Consider the following 20,507-nt stretch of genomic DNA (forward strand, 5'->3'; position numbering starts at 1 on the left):
AAGGAGGCAGTTGTCAATGCGGTCTATTGAATACAGAGTGTCGAAATGATCGAACTTATGCGCACAAATGATTCCGTTTTGCTGTCAGTTGCTGAAGCTCTGATGAAAGAAGCTGGCATCATCTATTTCATCGCTGATACCAATATGAGCATTCTTGAAGGTTCACTCGGCATAATACCGAGACGTTTTCTGGTTGAAGAAGACAGACTGGATGAAGCCAGACGCTACCTAATTGATGCCGGTCTGGAGCATGAACTCAAAGAACATGGCAAATAAAGTGCCTGAACAAATAGAAGAAACGCTGGATGTGTTTCATCGCGGCGCATTTCATCTCGTGCAACCTGCGATGAAAGGCCATCGCTCTGGCGTGGACGCAATGATTCTCGCAAGCAGTGTGCCGAATGACTTCAAAGGCCGTCTCGCCGATCTTGGAAGCGGCGCGGGCGCTGCGGGTCTGGCGGTTGCGGCGCGGTATAAAGATGCACGCGTGACACTTATAGAACGCTCTGGCTTTATGCTCGGCTTTGCGCACAAAAGCGTGAACCATCCACTGAATGCTGCCCTGCGTGATCGCATTGATATTCTGGAAGCTGATGTTGCGCTCACCGGAAAAGCACGCACCGAAGCAGGACTGATCGATAACAGCTTCGATTACGTCATCATGAATCCGCCGTTCAATGAAGCGAGTGACCGTGCAACGCCCGATCCTGTGAAAGCGGAAGCGCATGTTATGCCCGAGGGAATGTTTGACCAATGGTTGCGCACGGCATCGGCTCTGCTTCGTCCCGGCGGAAGCGTCTCGATTATTGCGCGCCCTGCTTCGCTTGCGCCGATACTAGAAGCGTTGAACCGGCGATTTGGCGGATTGAAGATCATTCCGATCCTGCCGCGCCCTGATGCAGCCGCCATCCGCATTGTGATTACGGGCATTCGCGGCAGTCGTGCCGGTCTATCTCTTATGCCAGCGCTAGTTCTGCATGGCGATGCGGGCAATGAATTCACGCAACGTGCCACAGCAATCAGCAATGGCCAGACGTCATTGCTTTAGGGACAGCTCGTGAAAAAATGTTTGCAAGCGATGGATCGTGCCGATGCAAAGGCTCGATTCGAACTTTTTGACCATGGCAATGGACTTTATTCCTTTGAGGAAACCCAGGAATTTCTCGATGACGTGCCGGAACTCGGTCCCTATACCTATTGGGGTACGACTTACGCTTCGGGACTTTACAATGACCCAAGCGAGGCCATGCGGGAAGCCAAAGCGCTGATTCCGTGGCTCTCAGAAATCAGCTAACAATAGAATCTGGAAAAATGAAGACATGCTTCTGATCATTGGAACCATTCGCCTGCCTGCCGAAAAAATTGATGAAGCCCGGCCAATTATGCAGCAAATGATTGAAGCAAGCCGTGCTGAAGATGGCTGCGTCGATTACACTTATTCTCAGGATGTACTTCAACCAAGTCTCATTCATGTAAAAGAGGTCTGGCGTGATCGGGTTTCACTGGACAAACACTTCTTGTCTGACCACATAGGGGACTGGCGCTCTGAATGGCCAAAACTCGGCATAACGGATCGCAACCTCATGCTCTATGAAGTAGGCGCTCCGGTAAAAACCTGAAAAGAAGAAGAATGACAAAAACTCCGCAGCCAGCTCGCCCCGTTTCCATCATGCGCCGTTTTCTGGATAGCGAATCTGCGGGTGGCATTGTGCTTATGGCCGCAGCGGCATTAGCGCTGATTGTTGCCAATTCACCTTTCTCCAAAACCTATTTCGACGCCCTGCATTTTTATATTGGTCCGCTCAGCCTATCGCACTGGATCAATGACGCGCTGATGGCGATCTTCTTTTTCCTTGTAGGCCTTGAGATAAAACGCGAGTTTCTCGATGGTCAGTTGGCCAGCTGGCCCAATCGCATATTGCCAGGGATAGCCGCTGCCGGTGGCGTCATCGTGCCTGCGCTGATTTTCGTGGCCTTCAACTATGGCGACCCGGAAAAAGTGCGCGGCTGGGCCGTCCCGTCGGCTACCGACATTGCTTTTGCGCTTGGTGTTTTATCGCTGCTTGGATCGCGTGTACCGTCGAGCCTGAAAGTGTTTCTGGCGACGCTTGCGATCCTTGATGACCTCGCAGCCGTCATCATCATTGCGATCTTCTATACCGCTGAAATTTCTATGCCTTATCTTGGCGCGGCTTTTGCAACAGCAGCCGTGCTGTTTGCGATGAACCGTATGGGTGTTTCCCGCTTGCTGCCTTATCTTATCGGCGCGGCACTGTTGTGGTTTTTGGTATTCAATTCAGGCGTACACGCCACCGTCGCAGGTGTTGTTGCTGCACTCATGATCCCGCTGAAACCTGCAAAGGCCAAGCCGGATGATATGAGTTCACCACTGCATACGCTGGAACACGCGCTTGCAAAGCCTGTCGCCTTCTTGATCGTGCCCGTATTTGGCTTTGCCAATGCTGGCATTTCCTTTACCGGCATGACGCCGTCCATCATCTTCGACACTCTGCCACTCGGCATCATGCTCGGCCTTTTTGTCGGCAAGCAAATTGGCGTGTTTGGCGCTGCATGGCTGGCGATTAAAGCGGGTTTTGCACAGAAGCCGATGGGCGCAAGCTGGGGGCAACTTTATGGCGTCGCGATCCTGTGCGGTATCGGCTTTACCATGAGTATCTTCATCGGGCTTTTGTCTTACCCGTCAGAATTGTTGCAGGCGGAGACGAAAATCGGCGTTCTCACTGGTTCTGCACTTTCCGCAATATGTGGTTACATGCTGCTTAGAATGTTGGCAAAGCCAAAAAAATAACAAATATTCAATGCCCGGAACGAAATTCCGGGCATTTCTCTTTGTGTTTGCACATTTGCTTCCTACATTCGCTCCAACATAAGTTTTGAAGTTGGAGTTTAATTTGTCCGGGATTTTGTGCCGTTTCATTCCGCGCCGTTTTCGCAAAAAAGAAATTGAGATTCCTGTTGTGCGTCTGCATGGCGCAATCATGAGCGGCGGCTCCTCGCTGCGCCCATCGCTTTCGCTCGCAAGCGCTTCCGGCGTGCTGGAAAAAGCCTTTGGCGACAAAGAAACGCCAGCCGTTGCCATTTCGATCAATTCGCCCGGCGGCTCGCCCGTGCAATCGCGCCTGATATATCGCCGCATTCGTGACCTTGCAGACGAACACCAGAAGCGTGTTTTCGTGTTTGTTGAAGATGCAGCCGCATCCGGCGGCTACATGATCGCGCTTGCGGGTGATGAAATTATTGCCGATCCGTCGTCAATTGTCGGCTCTATCGGCGTTGTTTCCGCCTCATTTGGCTTCCCGGAACTGCTCAAGAAAATCGGCGTCGAGCGCCGCGTTTACACTGCTGGCCAAAACAAAGCCGTACTTGACCCGTTTCAGCCTGAAAAAGAAGCCGATATTGAGCGCCTCAAATCGCTTCAGCTTGAAATTCATGCGACCTTCATCGACATGGTCAAGGAGCGTCGTAGCAGCAAGCTGGCAGACAATGACGATCTGTTTACCGGCATGTTCTGGACAGGCACCAAGGGCAAAGAACTCGGTCTCGTTGACGGGCTTGGCGATATGCGCAGCTTCCTGCGCAAAACCTATGGCGACAAGGTGAAACTCAAGCTCATCGAACCAAAGCGCGGACTGCTCGGACGCAAAGCACCCGGCGTTGAAATTGCGCTTGGCGGCATTGATCCGGCATCGATTGCGGCTAATCTCGGCGACGGTCTTCTCTCTGTTGCTGAAGAAAAAGCGCTTTGGGCGCGATATGGTCTTTGAAATTCACCATTTCACCATGATATGATGCATAATCCTAAAAATTAGTGTTATGCTTCTTGCAACGAAGTTTCCCTGCGTGATCCCGAAAAGGCATTTCGGGATCGTATGACAGCCTGAGGACTAGAGGCCATGCCCCAGCTTATCTTTCTGCTGCTGATACTCGCTGCCGCTTGGTACGGCTATCGTTCGTTCAAGCGCGAAGCGGTTCGCGTAACCCAGCGCGTGCGTCGGGCAGAAAAAGAAGCCCAGAACCGTGCGCATGGCACTTTGGTGCAGGACCCAAAGACCGGCGAATATTACGTCAAAAAAGACTAATCCTGATTTACCTTTAAAATGCATAATAAAGCACAGGCCGCGCAAACGGTTCGCTACACTGCTCCGGCCAAGATTAATCTCGCGCTCCATGTGACGGGGCGCAGAGACGATGGTTATCACCTGCTCGATATGCTGGTGGTCTTTGCCAATTTCGGTGATCGCATCACCGTTCGGGAATCCGACGAAGACAATTTCACCATTGACGGACGTTTTGCTGAGGGCATCCCGCTTGATAGTGGCAATCTGGTTATCAAAGCGCGCGATGCTTTAAGAGCGCATACGGGTCGCAAACTTTCACCCATTGCCATCCACCTTGAAAAGAACCTGCCAGTTGCCTCAGGCATCGGCGGTGGCTCAAGCGACGCGGCAGCAACACTTCTGGCACTCAACGAAATCTGGCGGCTTGGTCTTGATCACAACACGCTAGCAGAATTTGGTCTGAAGCTTGGCGCTGATTTGCCCATGTGCCTGCATGGCGCAGCTTATGGTGCTCCACTTGTTGCGCGGGGCATCGGCGAGCAACTAACCGAAGCCCCTCAAATGCCATCGCTCTCCATGCTGCTTGTCAATGACGGGACGGCCATTGCAACGCCAGATGTCTTCCGTGCGTTGACAAAGCGAGACAATGCCCCTCTTCCCGCACCTGCTCACAGCAACGTCGAAAATATCTGCGCTTATCTCGGCTCGACGCGCAACGACCTTCTGCCCGCAGCGCTATCCATTGCCCCGCACATCAACGTCAAGCTTGATCTCTTGCGCGCAAGCGGTGCGCTTTTTGCGCAAATGTCTGGATCCGGCGCAACGTGCTTTGCTATCTTTAAAGACCAGCAGAGAGCAGATGCCGCCGCATCGCATATTCTTACGCAAAAGCCTGACTGGTTTGTGGTTTCAAGCCATACCGCGCCGTCCGCACAGTGACGAAAGCGGCCACTTTTCCGCCTCATACTGTTCACATATACTTGAATAAATAGCTGCCTATAGAACAATCTTCTGGTTTCAAGGGTTCATTGTCTACCAATTAGGATACAATGCGTGAACCAAACGCTGGCTATGCGCAGCCGATTGAAAGGCCTATCTCTTAATCATCGAAACGACGAACACATCGCCGCTTCACACAAACCAAGGAGATAGAAAATGAAAAAGTTTGTTCTTGCTACTGTTGCTGTTGTTCTGAGCGCTGGCGCTGCTTTCGCTGAAAACCCAAATGTTGGCACCCCTGCTGATCTCTATGCAAATGACCGCACACCAGTCGCTGCTCAGCAGATTGATCGCACTGCAACTGCTTCGATCGGCAAAGCTTCGGTCATGGATGGTTCGGCTCATCGCTTTGGTGACGCATCGCCTTCGAGCTTCCAGAACTAAGCTAAATTAATGAACAATCCCGCCTGACGGACTAATCCAAAAGGCAATCCCAGTTATCTCCCCGGTGGATGGCATTGATGCCACTCCGGTGCCCCGGAAGCACTGATGCCATCCAAAGGGCGATTAAAAAAGGAATAGAAAAATGAAGAAGTTTGCTCTCGCTGCCGTAGCCGTTGCTCTTAGCGCCGGTGCTGCCTTCGCTGAAAACCCAAATGTTGGCACTCCTGCCGATCTTTATGCCAATGACCGCACACCAGTTGCTTCGCAGCAGGTTGATAACACGGCTACCGCTTCTATCGGCCAGAAGGTCTATCAGGATGGCTCAGCTCATCGTTTTGGCGACGCATCGCCTTCAAGCTTTCAGAACTAATATCGGCACCAGCCGGTAGGACTGCACAAAAAGGCGAAGCCAATCAGGCTCCGCCTTTTGTTGTATTTGGAAGTGTAATGACTGGCGATAGTCGCACAGGTTTTAACTGGCGCGGCAAATCTCCAAGCTCGTCCACCCTCGAAGGCACCAGCTTGAGCGTGTCGGCCTTCACCAGCAATCCCGCGTCTAAAGAGGGCTTGCATGTAAACAGCCTTCCAAGCAGTCCGAAGCGTGCTTCATACGGCAATGTAAAGCGTGCAGCAGAATTGCTCGCTGCCAAATGGCGGCCCACCGCGTCAATCCAGTCATCCGGCAATGTTGCTCCGGGCTGTAAGATCAGCAACCAGTATGTTCGCAATGCCTGGAATGCTTGAGATAAACTTCCTTCATCATAAAGCGCGCAACCCGCGCCTTCTGCTACAAGCTTTGTATCATCTGTCGAGCCTTGATCGACGACAACAACGCGGCGCAAAAGCCCATCAACAACAGCTGGCACCAACCCGGCCAGTGTATGCGCCAAAGCTTTTTCAGAATTATTTGTGACGAGCAGAACAGAAAGCATTATTTTCTATATCACAGTTCACTGCCTACTAAAGCAGCGCAACACGAATATTCATTCTGTTCTTTAATATTAATTATAAGCCAAAAATAACATATGAAATCAGCAAGCAAAGTGATTTAGTCGATTCTGTTATGAACCCCATGTTTTGCGGAGTGAGCTGATGCGGGTAGCTCTTACATCGATTGTTCTGGCAACGGCAATGCTTGCAGCACCTGTTGCACAGGCCGCGAATGCTATAGCGACAACCAATCTGAACGTGCGCACGGGTCCGGGTACGAGCTATCCGGTCATTGGTGCGATTCCAAATGGTGCAGGCATTGACGTGCTTGGCTGCACGACTGGCTATAACTGGTGTCAGGTCGATTACGGTGGTCGCCTCGGATGGGCATCCTCCAATTATCTGGCCTTCTCACAGGGATCGGCCAGAAACTCCAATAATTTTGGAACTGCGGCAGTTGCTATCGGTATCCCCCTGATTGCAGCGGCAATTCTGAGCTCCAACAAACACGGCTGGCATCGTCCGCCACCGCCACGGCCGCCGCATTGGAACAATGGCCATCATCGTCCCGGAAAGCCTCCGGCGACACATCGCCCGGGTCGTCCTGATAGGCCGCACGCAAACCGCCCCGGTCGTCCGGGTGGCCCAAGCAAACCACATGAGGTCCGTCCGGTTGGACCCGGTGGCTCGGGCAAGCCTGGCCATAATCAGGGCCATCCACCAAAGAAGCAGCCACGCTACTAATATAAGGCCCCAGACACCGGCGTGAGCATCACGTCGGTGTTTTATTATATCGGCTCAAGATTTTGTGTTCTTGCTTTGTTCTATTCTCTGCGATAGGATGAATGTAGAAAACGAAAGAGTCGGTTATGGAAATCATCCAGCAGGCAGATCAGGCAGCATTCGGAGCAGGACGTGCAGATCACGCCAATGCGCTTGTCAGTGAAGCTGGCCTGCGCATTGATCACTCCCGCAGACGCGGGCGCGGCGCTGGTATCAATCCAACCGGACGCTTTGAACCCACCACACGCCATGAATTTGATGATGGCTGGGAAACGCTCGAAGATTTGCCCGCTTTCAAGACCGACGTGCAGGTTGAAAAGCCGCGCACGATTATAACGCGCAATGATTCACCCGACATCAGTTTCGACCGTTCGATCAATCCTTATCGCGGTTGCGAACATGGCTGTATCTATTGCTTCGCACGTCCGACACACAGCTATATGGGCTTGTCTGCTGGCCTTGATTTTGAAGCAAAGCTTTTTGCCAAGCCCGATGCTCCGCGTCTGCTTGAGCGTGAGCTGGCCAAAGCCGGTTATCAACCAAAGACGATTGCTATCGGCACCAACACAGATCCTTATCAGCCAATCGAGAAAAAATGGCGCATCATGCGCGAGATTCTTGAAGTGCTGGAAGCCGCCAATCATCCGGTTGGCATTGTTACCAAATCAGCTTTGGTCGTGCGTGACATCGATATTTTGAGCCGCATGGCTGAAAAAGGTCTGGCTAAGGTTGCCTTGTCCGTCACAACTGTGGACGCCACTCTTGCGCGCACCATGGAGCCGCGTGCTTCAACGCCGACACTGCGCCTTCAAGCTATTCGCAAACTTACAGAAGCTGGCATTCCAACCAGTGTGATGATGGGACCGATTATTCCCGGCATCAATGATCATGAGATTGAGCGCATCCTGGATGCTGCTTACGCTCAAGGTGCGCGTGAGGCAGGCTATGTATTGCTGCGTCTGCCGCTGGAAGTCGCGCCGTTATTCAAGGACTGGTTGTTGCGCAATTATCCCGACCGTTATCGCCATGTGATGTCGCTTGTACGCTCCATGCGCGACGGCAAGGATTATGATGCCGAATGGGGCAAGCGCATGCGCGGTACTGGCCCTTATGCATGGCAGATCGGGCGCCGCTTCGAAATTAGCGCGCGCAAGCTCGGCTTCAATTCCAAGCGCATTCCCTTGCGTACAGACCTGTTTGAACCTGTCGAAAAAGGTGGGAAGCAGCTTTCGCTTTTCTAAATTCTGGATATCAGAACGCGATATTTCAGCGTTCTGGTCCAGATGATACGCTAGACTTCACGTGTGCATGAGTTGTCAGTTGTGCGTTCCATCCCCGTCTGATTTTTTCGGACGGAAGGCCCCTGCTTTTACGCCAATATCCTCGGCAGGGACCTTGCGGAGAATCAGAAGCAGTGCGAACATTTCCGCCAAATGAAACGCTTAATTTCTGATTCTCCGCGCCTCTTTGAAATTCCACTTGCTCCAGACTTCTCGGAAGAGACGAAATATCTGGCGCGGGGGCTAAAGCATATTGCTGGCATTGACGAAGCTGGCCGTGGACCACTCGCAGGCCCGGTTGTTGCAGCAACCGTTGTACTTGATCCCGACGATCTTCCAGAGGGACTTGATGACTCCAAGCGGCTGAAAGCTGCTAAGCGCGATGCGCTTTATGATGTTATTTTGGCTAAAGCGGTGTGCGTTTCCGTTGCAAGCCTGAGTGCGCGCAGCATTGACGAAAGCGACATTCGCAAAGCAGCACTTGAAGCCATGCGCCGCTCGTTTATGGGACTGACGCTTAGCCCAGATTATGCATTGATCGACGGACGCGATATTCCACAGGGCCTATCCTGCCCCGGCTCGGCACTGGTGAAAGGCGATCAGCGCTCGATTTCGATTGCAGCCGCATCCATTGTGGCGAAAGTCACACGAGACCGCATGATGGACCGCGCCGGAGTGGTGCATCATGCCTACGGCTTCGAAGTTCATGCCGGTTACGGAACGCTCAAGCATCGCAATGCTATCGAGACAGCTGGCCCTGTTCCGGGCATTCATCGCTATACATTTGCCCCTATCAAAGGGCGCACATTCTCATAGCGAATTGAGGCCACGAAACTTCCGGCTCAGTCGTTTAGTAATGCCCGTACTGATGGATGCAATGTATATCCCAAGGCATCATGTCGGCGTGCGAATACGCGCATGGCATTGGGTGCTATTTGCGCCAGAATAGCGTCCTTATAAACCGTATTGAGATTGATACTGATCTTCTTGTCATCCTGCATGAATAGAAGCGTCCCGCGTAGCGCTTTCCTTCGCTCACTGTATTGATGAACGTAGTTGGCTGACGCCAGATCAATCCTCGTTTCGTATGGCCGCAATTGGAAGCAGCCCTTTTCGATGAGAAACCGCCCATCCGTCATGAGATGCGTGAGGTTCGGAGAGAGCGAAGTAATCACCGCCATCGCGGCGAAAACCAGAGCCACCACACATCCAACCGACCAATAAGCTATCTTCGAACCAATCCATATCGGTTGCGGCACAACACCTTGCTGAACCGGATATTGACGGGCCAGGAGTTTGTCCTTCAACAATGCCAAAGGGACAATGACAGCCAGTGAACCTAGGCCAAGAAGGAAGATGATGCCCGGTCGTGTCGTACACGAGAAATCGGACCAGATACGGTCGTCAAGAATAAGCAAAACAGGCCCCGCAGAAGTAAACCGCATCTTCAAACGCGTAGTGCGTCCAGAGTGCTCCCATTTTCATTGACAGCCGCAAGAAGACCACTGGCCTTCTGGACCGGATTGATAAAGACCGCACAAACTTCTCAACAGATGCTCAATGCGTATCCCGACGCATAGGGCTAAAATCTCTTATTAAAAATAGATTGCAGACACAACAAAAACGCCGCCCTTTTGAGGCGGCGTTTCCAAAATTCGATAGCAACTGAACTTAGTTCAGGTTGGTCTTAACCTGACCGAGTGCATCCTTGAACAGGGTGTTTGCAACCTTGGCATCAACCTTGTCGGCAACAATTTTGCCAGCGGCGGCGATAGCCAGATCAACAGCCGAAGCGCGGACTGCGTTGATTGCATCGGTTTCAGCGGTTGCAATCTTCTGCTCAGCAAGCTTGTTACGACGAATAACGTATTCTTCGGTCGCCTGTTTGGCGTCTTCAAGAAGAGCCTTTGCTTCGCGTTCAGCAGCGGCGACGATGTCGCCAGCTTCTTTTTCCGCTTCCTTACGCTTGCGATGATATTCAGCAAGAAGCTGCTGGGCCTCTTCGCGCAGGGTGCGGGCTTCTTCCAGTTCCTTCTTGATATTTTCGGCGCGCTCATCGAGCGAGCGACCGATCATGCCCGGAACCTTGAGGTAAACAATCAGTGCTATGAAGAGAAGAAGAGCAATAAATGCCCAAAATGTTGAATCCATTTTCGTCTCCTCAGGCGTTTGCGGTTTTAACGGCTGCGGTCACGTCAGCCTTATCGGCCTTGTTTCCCAGAAGCTGTTCAACAATCGCAGACGTGGTTTCTTCAGCGATCGTACCGACATCGCTCATGGCCTTAGCCTTGATTGCGGCGATACGTTCTTCAGCTTCAGCAAGCTTGCCTTCGAGTGCGGCTTCAGCAACAGCACGTTCAGCATCTGCTTCGCCTTTGCCCTTTTCGCGCGCAGCTTCAGCAATCGAAGCAGCCTTTGTGCGGGCAGAAGCAAGTTCCTGCTCGTAAGCAGCAATAGCGTTGTCTGCATCCTGCTTGAGGCGTGCAGCCTGCTCGAGATCCTGTGCGATACGGTCACGACGGTTTTCGATCACGCCGCCGATACGCGGCAGAACCACGCGTGACAGGAACAGATAGAAAAGACCGAAAGTGATCGCGAGCCACAGAAGCTGCGATGCATAATGGGTGGAATCAAACGGCGGGAATACGCCGCTGCCGTGTCCGGCATCGTGCGCGACCCCGGTTTCGGTGTGCACAGCATCGGCTGCGCCGTGCTCGCCAGCAGCTGGTGCCGGTTGCGATTCGGTGGCGGTTTGGGCAAACGCCGTGGACACGAACATCCAGATTTCCCCTTTAATCCAGCATATTCTTTTCCGGGCAGAAGAGCCGGGAAAAACGGAATACGCTCACTCAGACTTCATATGCAAAGGCCAGCCGCGCTGCATTTCAAGATACAGATCGCGGCAGGCCAGTTTCTTGCGACTGTTTATTAAACAGCGAAGAGGAGCAGAAGCGCGATGAGCAGCGAGAAGATGCCCAGAGCTTCCGTCACAGCGAAACCGAATACCAGACGGCCGAACTGGCTGTCAGCAGCGGATGGGTTACGCAGAGCGCCCGAGAGATAGCTACCGAAAATGTTGCCGAGGCCGAGAGCCGTACCGGCCATACCGAAACACGCGAGACCGGCGCCGATGTACTTTGCTGCTTCCGCTTCCATGTTAAAGCTCCTTCTGGATTGTAAATTAGTGCGGATTTCTGTTCTGGCGGAAACCCGCCGGCTAGAACCTCAAAGCGCCTTACTTATAGTCTTGATGCAAAGCGCTTTAAATTTTTTCATAACGCATGTTGCTGTCGGAAAACCGGTAAACCACTTTTCCGCAACATGCTTTAGTGACCCGGATGTACTGCGTCGTTGATGTACATGCAGGTAAGGACGGTAAAGACGTAGGCCTGGAGGAATGCAACCAGGAACTCAAGCGCGGTAATCGCGACCGTCATAATGAGAGGCAGGATAGCGCCGCCAACACCCAGTGCACCAAGCGAGCTCAGCGAGACAACGAAGCCTGCGAAAACCTTGAGCGTGATGTGACCGGCCAGCATGTTCGCAAAAAGACGAACAGAAAGGCTGATTGGGCGCGAGAGGAACGAAATGATTTCAATGGCAACAACCAGTGGCACAATAATGCCTGGCACGCCGCTTGGCACGAAAAGCTTCAGGAAGCCAATGCCATGCTTGTAGAAACCGTAAATGATGACTGTTCCGATAACGAGCAGCGACAGCGCAAATGTTACGATGATCTGGCTGGTGATCGTGTAGAAATAAGGAAACAGACCGATAAAATTTGCAACCAAAATGAACATGAACAGCGAGAACACAAAGGGGAAGAATTTCATACCCTTTGAACCAGCTGAATCTCTGAGGCTGGACGCCACAAATTCATAGGCCATTTCAGAAACCGACTGAAGGCGGCTTGGGATGAGGCCACGGCTCGAAGACGTGAAATAAAGAAAGCCTGACGCAAGCACCACGGTTGCGACCATAAAGGCCGAAACATTGGTGAACGACAGGTCCAAACCACCGACGTCGATAGGAATCAACCGGGAAACCTGGAACTGATGGATCGGATCGTTGGCCAACTTAACCTCGTCTGTCGTTCCTGCCCTAAGGCGTTTCAGTCACGGACCGATGGTCCGCTTGGGGCGTTTTAGTCACGAACCAAAGGTTCGCTTGTCTTAAGGTCTATACGCGAACATTTTCGTGATGTCCGCGAAGACTTATTCCTTATCGCTCTTTTCCACGCTAGACTTAATGTTGCCTTGATCGGCGACATAACCTGCAGAACGGAGCACGTTGAGGGTGCCAGCACCGAAGCCGAGAAGGAGAAAGATGATTAACCCCCACGGCGAAGTCCCTGCGTAGCGATCAAGAGCCCAACCAATCAGCGCGCCAACGATAATTCCAGCGATAAACTCACTGGAGAGTTTCATGGCTTGCGCGACAGAACTGGATGTTTCTGACCGCTCATCCTCGGAAGCCGGCTGCTTGAACAAACCTTTTTTAGCCAATTCGGCCTCAAGGCGATTCAAACGCTGATCCAGCCCCCCGGAAACAGTTTTTGAGTCCACATTCTTGCGCTCACCGGGTGTTTTCCCCGACTCAGTGCCGCTCGTCATTGGCAGCTCCTTTTTGCAAGAAATGCGGGCGTTAAAAGCCCATTTCCAAGTTGCGCGCAACATATTGACACACCGCACGCTAGTCAAGGCAATGAAGCACTTGCTCCAAAAGGTTTTTTATCCTGAAAAGACAATAGCTTAGCTATTGGTGCGACTCATTTTCCGCTCAAAGTGGCAGATCAGTCAGCATTTCGGCCCAAAAATTGGAATCGAATTGGGCGAAGGTCGGCACATAGATTCATCATTGTGCACGCGTTTCAAGCGCGGTTTCGGACAAATAAATGTGTCTGAAAGTGATCACATTGACTCAAAGCCTTATCAGCTCCAGCCGCCGCCATAGGTACGGTAAAACACATGCAGACCGATCTTTGTCATCTTCTTCATGGTCGGCGCCCAGAACGGGCTGACATAGGTTGCGTGATAATGGGTGGAAGAACCGACTTCTGGCAACCATATCCGGCCATCGGTCACGGTCTTTGCAACCTGCTGCGCCAGACGCCATTGCGGCATCTCGGTGACGCGATGCTTCTGACCGTCACAGGCAAAGGAAAACTGGCACGCATTAAGCCAATTCTGGTTCTGATAGACAACGCCGCAAATCGTGCCCGGATAGGCCGGGTTGCGTACACGGTTCAGAACGACCTGTGCGACAGCCACCTGCCCTTTGACGTTTTCGCCGCGCGCTTCATAGTAGACTGCTTCAGCAAGGCACTTCTGCTCTTTGGTGCCAAATGATTCTGCCGGTAGCGGCGTCGCTGCCCAGGCGTGGTCCTGATCGCTGATAGGTGGCACAAAACGGCCGCTGTCAGCTTCCGGTGTCAGGATGCTCTCAAAGGGAGATGTTTTGCCGTAATCGGGCTTAGACGGCGCATAGCCCAACGCGAGAACGTCGGGCTGATCATTGTTGATGAGTTTTGCCAATTGCACCGGCATGTCGGGCTTGGGTTTGGGCGGTTTGACCGCATGAAACGCCATCGCGATTGCAACCTCCTTGCCCTCAACACTGGACTTGGAGAAAGCCATGCGCGCATCGATCTTTTCGCGCGGTGCCGTGATCATGCTGATTTTCTCAAACATGCTACCGGCATTAAACGACCGCGCTGGCGCTTTCGGCTTTACAGAGACAAGACGACCCGTCTTATCAGCGCGATTGATGCGATTCTCGTCCGGATTGGGATCATCGACGCCTAGCTTGGCAGTCTTCTGGCCACCTGAAAGCGCAACACGTCCAATGCCCGGAACTTCTATGCCCGTCGCTGAAATGCTGCCTGTTACAGTCGTCGCATCGACAAAAGGCATTTCCGCCTGATGCAGCGAACCAACCGGTGCTTTTGCAACAAAAGCTGTCCAGCGATGACCGGCAATATCTGCGGCTGGCACTAAGCTCGCCATATCCTGAAAAGCAATTGCATTGGAATTGAAGAGATAAGTGATGGCAGCCAGCACAAGCGGCACCAGACGATGGGGTTTGCGCACGACATGACGCGGCTTGGCGCGAACGGCGTAATAGCGACCATCCTCAGGGCAATAGCCCTTCACCGGATAGTGCCATACCGGTTCGGCAGCGGCCTTTGACCGGCCAAACAGCGCTCGTATGGAACCAAAACGCACCGCAAACTCCACTCGCAACGATTACTTAACTATGTGCGATAATGGCTTATTAACCTTGATGGAACGTTAACGGTATTTTGTTTACCCTTTGAAAATATTGATTAATTTTGAATTAACATCGTTTCAGGAGGTTTGTTTTTGTTTGCTTTTTTAGCCGTCACAATAGCTAATGTATAAAGGCGACACCCAATGAAGCAGATAAAATTTTTAGGGTATTTATAATGTTTAGCATAAAGATCATTAAAGCACTGGCGGCAGGGTTGATGCTCGTCCCTTTCACCTCGTCAAATCTTTACGCTGAAAACGTCCCACACACGCTCATTTTAAGGGACACGCCGAAGCTCACACGCTGGGCGGTGGTTCATCAACAACCTGACGCAGCACACAGTGATCCTTATTATCATCTGGAAGTGTTCGAGCATAAAAAGGGCGACAAGCCGTGGGTGTTCAAACGGCTTGCGCAGCATATGGTGATCACACCGGAGGCTCTTAATAAAAGCCGCAATGGGAAGAAAGCCAAAACCTATGCCTATAAGGATGTCGAATTCTGGATCACCTATAAGCATTGGCGCGACACCCCAGAGAGCCGCGCCCGGACGCCGGTATGTGAATCAAGTATTACAGACTGCCTTCAACAGGCCTCAGAGCAGAAATAAGCAGGCGATATGATCAAAAAAGTGCTTTTCACCGTCGTCGTTATCGCGGTTGCTCTGTTCGGCTATACCAAAGTCATGGCGCGGATTGGCTCTGGCGAGCCACCGCAGGCAGCGCCTGCTGAACAGCAAGCAGATAGTATCAAAGTCTATAAGGGTGAGCGCCGCATGACGCTGCTGCGCGGCGATGAGGTCATCGGCACCTATCGCATTACGCTCGGCGGCAATGGCGATGGCGGGCACAAGGCACGCGAGGGTGATCAGAAAACGCCGGAAGGCAGTTATGTCATCGACTGGCGCAATCCACGCTCAATGGCACATCTGAGCCTGCATGTTTCCTATCCAAATACGGACGACCAGAATGCCGCCGATGCCGCAGGGTACGAACCCGGCGGCAATATCATGATCCATGGCCTGCCAAATGGCTGGGGCCTGCTTGCGCCTCTGCATCATCTCTGGGACTGGACCGATGGCTGCATTGGTGTGACCAATGCTGAAATGCGCGAAATCTGGTCGAAGGTGCCAAATGGCACCCCCATTACCATTATACCTTAAGCGGCTTTAACCGCCCAGCGTTCAATGTCCGCGCTCTGACCAATCAGTGCCAGACCATTGGCAATGGAATCAAACTGGTTAGAGCTTGTGACCATCGCGTCAGGGAAACGCTTTTCGAACGCGGTACGAATGGCCGGTACAAAAGACGTGCCGCCCGTCAGGAACACGCGGTCGATGCCATCAAATGTCAGTCCGGCATTTTCAACCGCCTGCTCGACCGAGCGTTCAATATTGGCCACGTCATCGGCAATCCAATTGTCGAAGTCGTTACGTGTAACCTCCGAGCGAATCTCGAAATCATCCGCCTTGAAATGCAGCTCGGATATGCGTTCCGATGATAGGCGCACCTTGAGATTTGATACGGCACGATAAACCTCATAGCCGTAATCATTCTCGATCAGATTGATAAAATGCTCCAGCGGCTCCGGGTCAACAGCATTCTTGGCAAGATCAGTCAGCGCCCGAATGGTGGCTGGTGAGTTCATCAGGAACAGCGTGTTCCAGCGTGCGAAGTTCGCATAGTAATGGCGCGGGATCGGTAGTCGCTTGCCGAAGGATTTATATTCGCCATTCTTGCCAAGCAGCGGCGACACGGCATTGTCGATGATACGATAATCGAAAGTATCGCCTGCGATGCCGAGACCCGTCTGGCTAAGCGGTGTGAAGCTCAAGCCATCTGCGCCAACCTCAAAGCGTACAATCGAAAAGTCGCTCGTACCGCCGCCAAAATCGGCCACCAGAACGGTCGATTCGCTTTTCAGTTCCTGCGCATAGAAATAAGCGGCAGCCACTGGCTCATAGACATAATGAATATCGGTGAAGCCAAAGGCGCGAAATGCCTTTTCATAGCGTTCCATTGCGAGCGCTTCATCGGGCGTGGCACCCGCAAAGATAACCGGACGCCCAATGACAACACGATTGCCCTTTGGCGGCAGTCGATCACCAAGACGTGCTGCGACCGATTGAAGGAATGTCTCAAGAATATCTTCAAACTTGAAGCGCTTGCCGAACACCGGCGTATCGGTGAAAGATTTCTGGGCTGCAAATGTCTTAAACGATTGCAGCATACGCGTTGAATGCGGGGCATTCACAAAGGCATCCATTGCCCATGGACCGCTTTCCGAGATGCGTTCGCCGGTTTCGCGATCCTGCCAGAAGCAGAGAATCGAGCGATAGCCGGTGACATCAACGCCATCTTTCGGCACGCTCAGCACTGCCGTCGAACCATCGGGGGAAGCCAGCGACAGGACAGTGTTTGTCGTGCCAAAATCGATGCCCATCGTGACACCGCTGAACTGGCTCTCGCTCACTATCGTCATAATCTGCCTCTGGTATTGGGGAATTTCAGGAGGCGGCGGAGTAGCAGACCGATTAGAGTTTCTCAAGGCAAGAAACTTGAATAAGAGACAATCAGAATTCGCATAACTCATGATTTAAAGGAACATCCCATGTCCCGCTTTGAAAACACAACCGCAGTTATAACCGGTGCAGCGCGTGGTCTGGGAGCTGCTCTTGCTTTTTCGCTCGCTGAAGCCGGATGCGATGTGGTGCTTTGCGGACGCAGCGTGGGCGCACTTGAAGCCACAGCACAGAGTATTGCGGAACAGACCGGACAGAAGGTCGAAACAGTTCAGGTGGATCTGGCGGATACCGCAAGTGTTGCGCGTGTTGTCGAAACCATCAAGGCGAAGCATTCCGCAATCGACATTCTCGTCAATAATGGTGCGATGTGGCTTGAAGACAGACAGGAAGACTATTCCGAAGCGGAAGTTGCGGGCGTGATTAATGCAGCGGTCACCGGCACATTCCTGTTCACGCAGGGACTGTTGCCGCTTCTGAATACTTCATCTCAACCGGATATTGTCACCATCGGCTCAATCAGTGGCTTGCCGAACGCGCCATTGCAGACAGTCTCGATCCCATTTTATGCGGCAAAGCGTGCGCAGGCGGCACTGGCGGACGGTTTACGGCAAAAGCTTGCCGGAACGCCGGTTCGTTCCATCGTGGTGCATCCGCCTTATCTGGAAGACGCTTCTCCACTGGAAGACAACTGGGAAGCCTCAGCCCAGCGACAAAAAGGCGAAGCTGCCACCAGCCGCGATATTGTCGAATCGGTTCTGTTTGCCCTCACCCGCCCACGCCATGTGTCGTTGTCGATTACTGTCGATGCCGATGAAGGTGGTGTTTTTGGATAAGACACGGGATATATTTCAACTCCGCCGCGATCAAGCGACTGGGCTTGAAGCTGTTGGCGCGCGGTTTCATAGCCATGCCTATGACATGCATTTTCATGATGAATGGCTGGTCGGTGTGACCCCTCAAGGCGTTCAGGATTTTTTCTGTCGCGGACAAAGACGCCAAAGCACCACCGGCAAGATCATGCTGATTGAGCCGGGCGAGTTACATGACGGACAAGCAATCCGGGATGATGGCTTTACCTATTCCATGCTTTATTTGCCGCAATCGCTTCTCAAACAGGAGATGGGCGGCAGTGATGCTGCGATTGGCTTTCGCAGCACAGTGACCGACGACCCGCGTCTGGCCGGTGCAATCGCCAGAACTTCAAGTCTGATACTTGATGCTGCGCCGCGTCTTTCTATCGAAGAAGGACGCGACGAGATCATCGCATTGCTGTGTAACCATCTGGGTCGGGACGCACCTAAAGCCCGCCTGATCTCAAAAGAAATCTCCGAGCGGGCGATGGAGTATCTCCGCGCGCACTTTGAAGAAGATATCGGGCTTGATCAGTTAATCGAGGCCGTCGGAGCGACTGATCGTTTCTCACTTTCGCGCAGTTTTCGACGCCGCTATGGTACTTCGCTACATGCGTGTCTGGTGCAGTTGCGCCTTGCTGCGGCACGCCGTCTCTTGCGTGAACAGGAAACACCCGCGCAAGCCGCAATGCTCAGTGGCTTTGCCGATCAAAGCCATATGGGGCGATGGTTTCGGCGCACCTATGGGCTGACACCCGCACAATATCGCCGAGGACGCACAAACGTTCCAGATTTGGCGCGCTAGTCGCGGTATCCGCTCTTTTTTAATGAGGAACGGATCATGATTTTCGATACAAAAGTCGCCATTCTCGTACAGAGCGATTTACAGATGTGGCAAAAACTTAATGTTACCGCTTTTCTTGCGTCAGGCATTGCCGGTGCGGTTCCGGATGCGATGGGCGAACCATATGTCGATGCAAATGGCCGGGTACACGCACGTCTGCTCGGTCAGCCAATGGTTATCTTTTCGGCTAACCTCGACATTCTCCAGCGCGCATGGCAACAGTCCCTGCAACGCGACCTGACCCGCGCCGCCTATGTACGGGCAATGTTTACAACCGGACACGATGCGGCCAATCGCGAAGTTTTCCGCGCGGATAATGCCGATACGCCCGATCTGGTCGGGCTGGCGCTTTATGGCCCCAAGAAAGACATCGACAAAGCGATCAAGGGTGCTCAATTGCACCCTTGATTCGTGAGATTATTGTGGCCGCAAGAAACGCGTGATCATCGTGGTCAGCAGCTTGCGGCTTTCCTCAAAATTCGCATCCGGCACCATCAAAGGCAGCATAGGAGCGGCATCCAGCACCGCAATCAGCATCGCACTCGTATGGCCAACATCCAGCGATGGATCGACTTCGCCGCGCGCCTGTCCTGCTTTCAATGTATCGGCCAGCATTTTGCGAATACTGGCTGTGTTGTTACGCAGAATTTCCTTCACGCGCTCGCTTCGTCCGGCTTCTGATAGAAGCTCAAACAGAATGCGGCAATGATCAACCTCACCCCAACCGCTCATGCCCCAGAGCTCTGATAACAACACGGTGGCAGTGTCCTGCCCCTCCGGGTGGCTTGCAAAATCTCCATGCAGCTTACTCAAATATTCCTCTGCCATCTGCTCCACGATTTCCTCCTTGCTTGAGAAATAGTGGTAGAGATGGCCGGGGCTGATTTCCGCCTCCTTACAGATTTTTGCAATGGACGCGCCCTGCAATCCTTCGCGCAGAAAACAGCGATGGGCAGCTTCCAGAATCTCCAGCCGCTTCTCTTCGTGTTTTTCCGGATTGACGGTGCGAACCATTCAAATCTCCATAAATAGATTATTAACTCTAATTATGCTTGACACTAGATCGAACATAAATAGAGTAACCACTCGAATATAGCATTCTGTCTCGGCAGAACCATCTAAAACAGAAGTCCAGACGAAATGTCACGCCCGGAAATCTCATTTCGGGTGATGGGTTTTGTCGTGCATAATCTGAGAATTCGCATCATGACTTTCCGCTCCGTCTTCGCCACTGGCCTTGCTTTCTCGCTGTCCGCATTTTTTGTCTTTGGCGCTTATGGCAATTTTTTGCTCTCACCCCAGAATGCGGCTTCTTATGCACGCTGGAGCTATCCGGACTGGTTTCATTATATAACCGCCACGCTTGAACTGGCAGCCGCAGCTTTGTTGATCAACCCACCCACGCGGAAAACCGGTGCTGCAATTGGCGCTTTGGTGATGGGCGCGGCAAGTCTCACAACGCTTTTTCACACCGAATATGATCACGCTATTTCACCTCTGATCGTGCTCATCGTGTCGTTGCTGGTGCTATTTTTGTCTGGCCGCACGCGCACCACAAACTAA

Annotated in this window: 29 protein-coding genes; 19 read left to right on the forward strand and 10 right to left on the reverse strand. The window is 52.5% G+C overall.

Annotated elements, in window-relative coordinates; translation table 11 throughout:
* Window positions 1–45 precede the first annotated feature (45 nt).
* The 10 genes from ACOZHT_RS02765 (at window position 46) to ACOZHT_RS02810 (ending at window position 5,832) form a co-directional block, all read left to right on the forward strand.
* Complete coding sequence (locus ACOZHT_RS02765; RefSeq protein WP_339507944.1) at window positions 46–276, forward strand: DUF2007 domain-containing protein; 231 nt, start codon at window positions 46–48, stop codon at window positions 274–276.
* Window positions 266–1,048 carry a tRNA1(Val) (adenine(37)-N6)-methyltransferase gene (locus ACOZHT_RS02770; protein ID WP_421565313.1) on the forward strand — a complete coding sequence of 261 codons (783 nt, stop codon included), beginning with the start codon at window positions 266–268 and terminating at the stop codon, window positions 1,046–1,048. The genes ACOZHT_RS02765 and ACOZHT_RS02770 overlap by 11 nt, the downstream gene beginning before the upstream one ends.
* Before the next feature lie 9 nt (window positions 1,049–1,057).
* Window positions 1,058–1,294, forward strand: coding sequence for a hypothetical protein (locus ACOZHT_RS02775; RefSeq protein ID WP_339507941.1), 237 nt, complete (start codon window positions 1,058–1,060; stop codon window positions 1,292–1,294).
* Window positions 1,295–1,319: 25 nt separating this feature from the next.
* A complete protein-coding gene (locus ACOZHT_RS02780; RefSeq protein WP_339507939.1) occupies window positions 1,320–1,619 on the forward strand; it encodes a putative quinol monooxygenase in 300 nt (99 codons plus the stop codon).
* Window positions 1,620–1,630: 11 nt separating this feature from the next.
* A complete protein-coding gene (gene nhaA, locus ACOZHT_RS02785) occupies window positions 1,631–2,809 on the forward strand; it encodes a Na+/H+ antiporter NhaA (protein WP_339507938.1) in 1,179 nt (392 codons plus the stop codon).
* A gap of 103 nt (window positions 2,810–2,912) precedes the next feature.
* Window positions 2,913–3,785 carry a S49 family peptidase gene (locus ACOZHT_RS02790; RefSeq protein ID WP_339507937.1) on the forward strand — a complete coding sequence of 291 codons (873 nt, stop codon included), beginning with the start codon at window positions 2,913–2,915 and terminating at the stop codon, window positions 3,783–3,785.
* A 129-nt stretch (window positions 3,786–3,914) separates the two neighbouring features.
* Window positions 3,915–4,100: a hypothetical protein gene (locus tag ACOZHT_RS02795; protein ID WP_007873680.1), complete on the forward strand. Its 186-nt coding sequence runs from the start codon at window positions 3,915–3,917 to the stop codon at window positions 4,098–4,100.
* 18 nt (window positions 4,101–4,118) lie between these two features.
* Complete coding sequence (locus tag ACOZHT_RS02800) at window positions 4,119–5,018, forward strand: 4-(cytidine 5'-diphospho)-2-C-methyl-D-erythritol kinase (RefSeq protein WP_339507936.1); 900 nt, start codon at window positions 4,119–4,121, stop codon at window positions 5,016–5,018.
* Window positions 5,019–5,234: 216 nt separating this feature from the next.
* Entirely contained in the window at window positions 5,235–5,462 is a 228-nt protein-coding gene (locus ACOZHT_RS02805) for a hypothetical protein (protein WP_310010838.1), read from the forward strand.
* Between the two features lie 142 nt (window positions 5,463–5,604).
* Window positions 5,605–5,832: a hypothetical protein gene (locus tag ACOZHT_RS02810; protein ID WP_339513478.1), complete on the forward strand. Its 228-nt coding sequence runs from the start codon at window positions 5,605–5,607 to the stop codon at window positions 5,830–5,832.
* A 43-nt stretch (window positions 5,833–5,875) separates the two neighbouring features.
* On the opposite strand, the gene ACOZHT_RS02815 is transcribed toward ACOZHT_RS02810, so the two are convergent.
* Window positions 5,876–6,394: a glycosyl transferase gene (locus ACOZHT_RS02815; protein WP_339513480.1), complete on the reverse strand. Its 519-nt coding sequence runs from the start codon at window positions 6,392–6,394 to the stop codon at window positions 5,876–5,878.
* 160 nt (window positions 6,395–6,554) lie between these two features.
* Between ACOZHT_RS02815 and ACOZHT_RS02820 the strand changes: the two genes are divergently transcribed.
* The 3 genes from ACOZHT_RS02820 to ACOZHT_RS02830 all read left to right on the forward strand — a co-directional run bounded on the left by ACOZHT_RS02820 (window position 6,555) and on the right by ACOZHT_RS02830 (window position 9,271).
* Window positions 6,555–7,136 carry an SH3 domain-containing protein gene (locus tag ACOZHT_RS02820; RefSeq protein WP_421565314.1) on the forward strand — a complete coding sequence of 194 codons (582 nt, stop codon included), beginning with the start codon at window positions 6,555–6,557 and terminating at the stop codon, window positions 7,134–7,136.
* A 125-nt stretch (window positions 7,137–7,261) separates the two neighbouring features.
* Window positions 7,262–8,416 carry a PA0069 family radical SAM protein gene (locus ACOZHT_RS02825; RefSeq protein ID WP_339513484.1) on the forward strand — a complete coding sequence of 385 codons (1,155 nt, stop codon included), beginning with the start codon at window positions 7,262–7,264 and terminating at the stop codon, window positions 8,414–8,416.
* A gap of 192 nt (window positions 8,417–8,608) precedes the next feature.
* Window positions 8,609–9,271 carry a ribonuclease HII gene (locus ACOZHT_RS02830; protein WP_339513486.1) on the forward strand — a complete coding sequence of 221 codons (663 nt, stop codon included), beginning with the start codon at window positions 8,609–8,611 and terminating at the stop codon, window positions 9,269–9,271.
* A 26-nt stretch (window positions 9,272–9,297) separates the two neighbouring features.
* On the opposite strand, the gene ACOZHT_RS02835 is transcribed toward ACOZHT_RS02830, so the two are convergent.
* The 7 genes from ACOZHT_RS02835 to ACOZHT_RS02865 all read right to left on the reverse strand — a co-directional run bounded on the left by ACOZHT_RS02835 (window position 9,298) and on the right by ACOZHT_RS02865 (window position 14,679).
* The gene (locus tag ACOZHT_RS02835; RefSeq protein WP_339513488.1) at window positions 9,298–9,873 is read right to left on the reverse strand and encodes a hypothetical protein; all 576 of its coding nucleotides are present in this window, start codon (window positions 9,871–9,873) and stop codon (window positions 9,298–9,300) included.
* A gap of 253 nt (window positions 9,874–10,126) precedes the next feature.
* Window positions 10,127–10,606, reverse strand: a complete 480-nt coding sequence (locus tag ACOZHT_RS02840) for a F0F1 ATP synthase subunit B (RefSeq protein ID WP_339513490.1) — start codon at window positions 10,604–10,606, stop codon at window positions 10,127–10,129.
* Between the two features lie 10 nt (window positions 10,607–10,616).
* Window positions 10,617–11,234: a F0F1 ATP synthase subunit B gene (locus ACOZHT_RS02845; RefSeq protein ID WP_421565315.1), complete on the reverse strand. Its 618-nt coding sequence runs from the start codon at window positions 11,232–11,234 to the stop codon at window positions 10,617–10,619.
* 149 nt (window positions 11,235–11,383) lie between these two features.
* Entirely contained in the window at window positions 11,384–11,611 is a 228-nt protein-coding gene (locus ACOZHT_RS02850) for a F0F1 ATP synthase subunit C (protein WP_007632966.1), read from the reverse strand.
* 170 nt (window positions 11,612–11,781) lie between these two features.
* Window positions 11,782–12,531 carry a F0F1 ATP synthase subunit A gene (locus tag ACOZHT_RS02855; protein WP_134152933.1) on the reverse strand — a complete coding sequence of 250 codons (750 nt, stop codon included), beginning with the start codon at window positions 12,529–12,531 and terminating at the stop codon, window positions 11,782–11,784.
* A gap of 138 nt (window positions 12,532–12,669) precedes the next feature.
* Entirely contained in the window at window positions 12,670–13,068 is a 399-nt protein-coding gene (locus tag ACOZHT_RS02860; RefSeq protein ID WP_339513496.1) for an AtpZ/AtpI family protein, read from the reverse strand.
* Window positions 13,069–13,386: 318 nt separating this feature from the next.
* Entirely contained in the window at window positions 13,387–14,679 is a 1,293-nt protein-coding gene (locus ACOZHT_RS02865) for a cell wall hydrolase (RefSeq protein WP_339513497.1), read from the reverse strand.
* Between the two features lie 221 nt (window positions 14,680–14,900).
* Between ACOZHT_RS02865 and ACOZHT_RS02870 the strand changes: the two genes are divergently transcribed.
* Together ACOZHT_RS02870 and ACOZHT_RS02875 are read left to right on the forward strand one after the other, a co-directional pair.
* Window positions 14,901–15,335 carry a DUF5086 family protein gene (locus ACOZHT_RS02870; protein WP_339513498.1) on the forward strand — a complete coding sequence of 145 codons (435 nt, stop codon included), beginning with the start codon at window positions 14,901–14,903 and terminating at the stop codon, window positions 15,333–15,335.
* 9 nt (window positions 15,336–15,344) lie between these two features.
* Window positions 15,345–15,887, forward strand: a complete 543-nt coding sequence (locus ACOZHT_RS02875) for a L,D-transpeptidase family protein (RefSeq protein WP_339513499.1) — start codon at window positions 15,345–15,347, stop codon at window positions 15,885–15,887.
* Here the strand turns inward: ACOZHT_RS02875 and ACOZHT_RS02880 are convergent.
* Entirely contained in the window at window positions 15,884–17,206 is a 1,323-nt protein-coding gene (locus ACOZHT_RS02880; protein ID WP_339513501.1) for an Hsp70 family protein, read from the reverse strand. The genes ACOZHT_RS02875 and ACOZHT_RS02880 overlap by 4 nt on opposite strands.
* A gap of 129 nt (window positions 17,207–17,335) precedes the next feature.
* Here ACOZHT_RS02880 and ACOZHT_RS02885 point away from each other — a divergent pair, with 129 nt between their 5' ends.
* The 3 genes from ACOZHT_RS02885 to ACOZHT_RS02895 are packed head-to-tail and all read left to right on the forward strand — an operon-like array spanning window position 17,336 to window position 19,352.
* Window positions 17,336–18,082, forward strand: coding sequence for an SDR family oxidoreductase (locus ACOZHT_RS02885; RefSeq protein ID WP_339513503.1), 747 nt, complete (start codon window positions 17,336–17,338; stop codon window positions 18,080–18,082).
* Window positions 18,075–18,905 carry an AraC family ligand binding domain-containing protein gene (locus ACOZHT_RS02890; protein WP_421565316.1) on the forward strand — a complete coding sequence of 277 codons (831 nt, stop codon included), beginning with the start codon at window positions 18,075–18,077 and terminating at the stop codon, window positions 18,903–18,905. Before ACOZHT_RS02885 ends, ACOZHT_RS02890 begins: the two co-directional genes overlap by 8 nt.
* Before the next feature lie 36 nt (window positions 18,906–18,941).
* Complete coding sequence (locus ACOZHT_RS02895; RefSeq protein WP_339513505.1) at window positions 18,942–19,352, forward strand: DUF2000 domain-containing protein; 411 nt, start codon at window positions 18,942–18,944, stop codon at window positions 19,350–19,352.
* Between the two features lie 9 nt (window positions 19,353–19,361).
* On the opposite strand, the gene ACOZHT_RS02900 is transcribed toward ACOZHT_RS02895, so the two are convergent.
* Window positions 19,362–19,958, reverse strand: coding sequence for a TetR/AcrR family transcriptional regulator (locus tag ACOZHT_RS02900; RefSeq protein ID WP_339513506.1), 597 nt, complete (start codon window positions 19,956–19,958; stop codon window positions 19,362–19,364).
* 126 nt (window positions 19,959–20,084) lie between these two features.
* On the opposite strand from ACOZHT_RS02900, the gene ACOZHT_RS02905 reads away from it, so the two are divergent.
* Window positions 20,085–20,507, forward strand: coding sequence for a DoxX family protein (locus tag ACOZHT_RS02905; RefSeq protein ID WP_339513508.1), 423 nt, complete (start codon window positions 20,085–20,087; stop codon window positions 20,505–20,507).

Origin of the sequence: Ochrobactrum sp. EDr1-4 (assembly GCF_049199085.1) — a bacterium.
Classification (GTDB): domain Bacteria; phylum Pseudomonadota; class Alphaproteobacteria; order Rhizobiales; family Rhizobiaceae; genus Brucella.

Excerpts from the sequence above, each read along its gene's own strand:
- ACOZHT_RS02810 (WP_339513478.1), top strand. The coding sequence starts at position 5,605 with ATGAAGAAGTTTGCTCTCGCTGCCGTAGCCGTTGCTCTTAGCGCCGGT.
- ACOZHT_RS02900 (WP_339513506.1), bottom strand. The coding sequence starts at position 19,958 with ATGGTTCGCACCGTCAATCCGGAAAAACACGAAGAGAAGCGGCTGGAG.
- ACOZHT_RS02850 (WP_007632966.1), bottom strand. The coding sequence starts at position 11,611 with ATGGAAGCGGAAGCAGCAAAGTACATCGGCGCCGGTCTCGCGTGTTTC.
- ACOZHT_RS02780 (WP_339507939.1), top strand. The coding sequence starts at position 1,320 with ATGCTTCTGATCATTGGAACCATTCGCCTGCCTGCCGAAAAAATTGAT.
- ACOZHT_RS02770 (WP_421565313.1), top strand. The coding sequence starts at position 266 with ATGGCAAATAAAGTGCCTGAACAAATAGAAGAAACGCTGGATGTGTTT.
- ACOZHT_RS02860 (WP_339513496.1), bottom strand. The coding sequence starts at position 13,068 with ATGACGAGCGGCACTGAGTCGGGGAAAACACCCGGTGAGCGCAAGAAT.
- ACOZHT_RS02885 (WP_339513503.1), top strand. The coding sequence starts at position 17,336 with ATGTCCCGCTTTGAAAACACAACCGCAGTTATAACCGGTGCAGCGCGT.
- ACOZHT_RS02805 (WP_310010838.1), top strand. The coding sequence starts at position 5,235 with ATGAAAAAGTTTGTTCTTGCTACTGTTGCTGTTGTTCTGAGCGCTGGC.
- ACOZHT_RS02875 (WP_339513499.1), top strand. The coding sequence starts at position 15,345 with ATGATCAAAAAAGTGCTTTTCACCGTCGTCGTTATCGCGGTTGCTCTG.
- ACOZHT_RS02765 (WP_339507944.1), top strand. The coding sequence starts at position 46 with ATGATCGAACTTATGCGCACAAATGATTCCGTTTTGCTGTCAGTTGCT.
- ACOZHT_RS02795 (WP_007873680.1), top strand. The coding sequence starts at position 3,915 with ATGCCCCAGCTTATCTTTCTGCTGCTGATACTCGCTGCCGCTTGGTAC.
- ACOZHT_RS02830 (WP_339513486.1), top strand. The coding sequence starts at position 8,609 with ATGAAACGCTTAATTTCTGATTCTCCGCGCCTCTTTGAAATTCCACTT.
- ACOZHT_RS02825 (WP_339513484.1), top strand. The coding sequence starts at position 7,262 with ATGGAAATCATCCAGCAGGCAGATCAGGCAGCATTCGGAGCAGGACGT.
- nhaA (WP_339507938.1), top strand. The coding sequence starts at position 1,631 with ATGACAAAAACTCCGCAGCCAGCTCGCCCCGTTTCCATCATGCGCCGT.
- ACOZHT_RS02870 (WP_339513498.1), top strand. The coding sequence starts at position 14,901 with ATGTTTAGCATAAAGATCATTAAAGCACTGGCGGCAGGGTTGATGCTC.
- ACOZHT_RS02820 (WP_421565314.1), top strand. The coding sequence starts at position 6,555 with ATGCGGGTAGCTCTTACATCGATTGTTCTGGCAACGGCAATGCTTGCA.
- ACOZHT_RS02840 (WP_339513490.1), bottom strand. The coding sequence starts at position 10,606 with ATGGATTCAACATTTTGGGCATTTATTGCTCTTCTTCTCTTCATAGCA.
- ACOZHT_RS02905 (WP_339513508.1), top strand. The coding sequence starts at position 20,085 with ATGTCACGCCCGGAAATCTCATTTCGGGTGATGGGTTTTGTCGTGCAT.
- ACOZHT_RS02880 (WP_339513501.1), bottom strand. The coding sequence starts at position 17,206 with ATGACGATAGTGAGCGAGAGCCAGTTCAGCGGTGTCACGATGGGCATC.
- ACOZHT_RS02895 (WP_339513505.1), top strand. The coding sequence starts at position 18,942 with ATGATTTTCGATACAAAAGTCGCCATTCTCGTACAGAGCGATTTACAG.
- ACOZHT_RS02845 (WP_421565315.1), bottom strand. The coding sequence starts at position 11,234 with ATGTTCGTGTCCACGGCGTTTGCCCAAACCGCCACCGAATCGCAACCG.
- ACOZHT_RS02815 (WP_339513480.1), bottom strand. The coding sequence starts at position 6,394 with ATGCTTTCTGTTCTGCTCGTCACAAATAATTCTGAAAAAGCTTTGGCG.
- ACOZHT_RS02800 (WP_339507936.1), top strand. The coding sequence starts at position 4,119 with ATGCATAATAAAGCACAGGCCGCGCAAACGGTTCGCTACACTGCTCCG.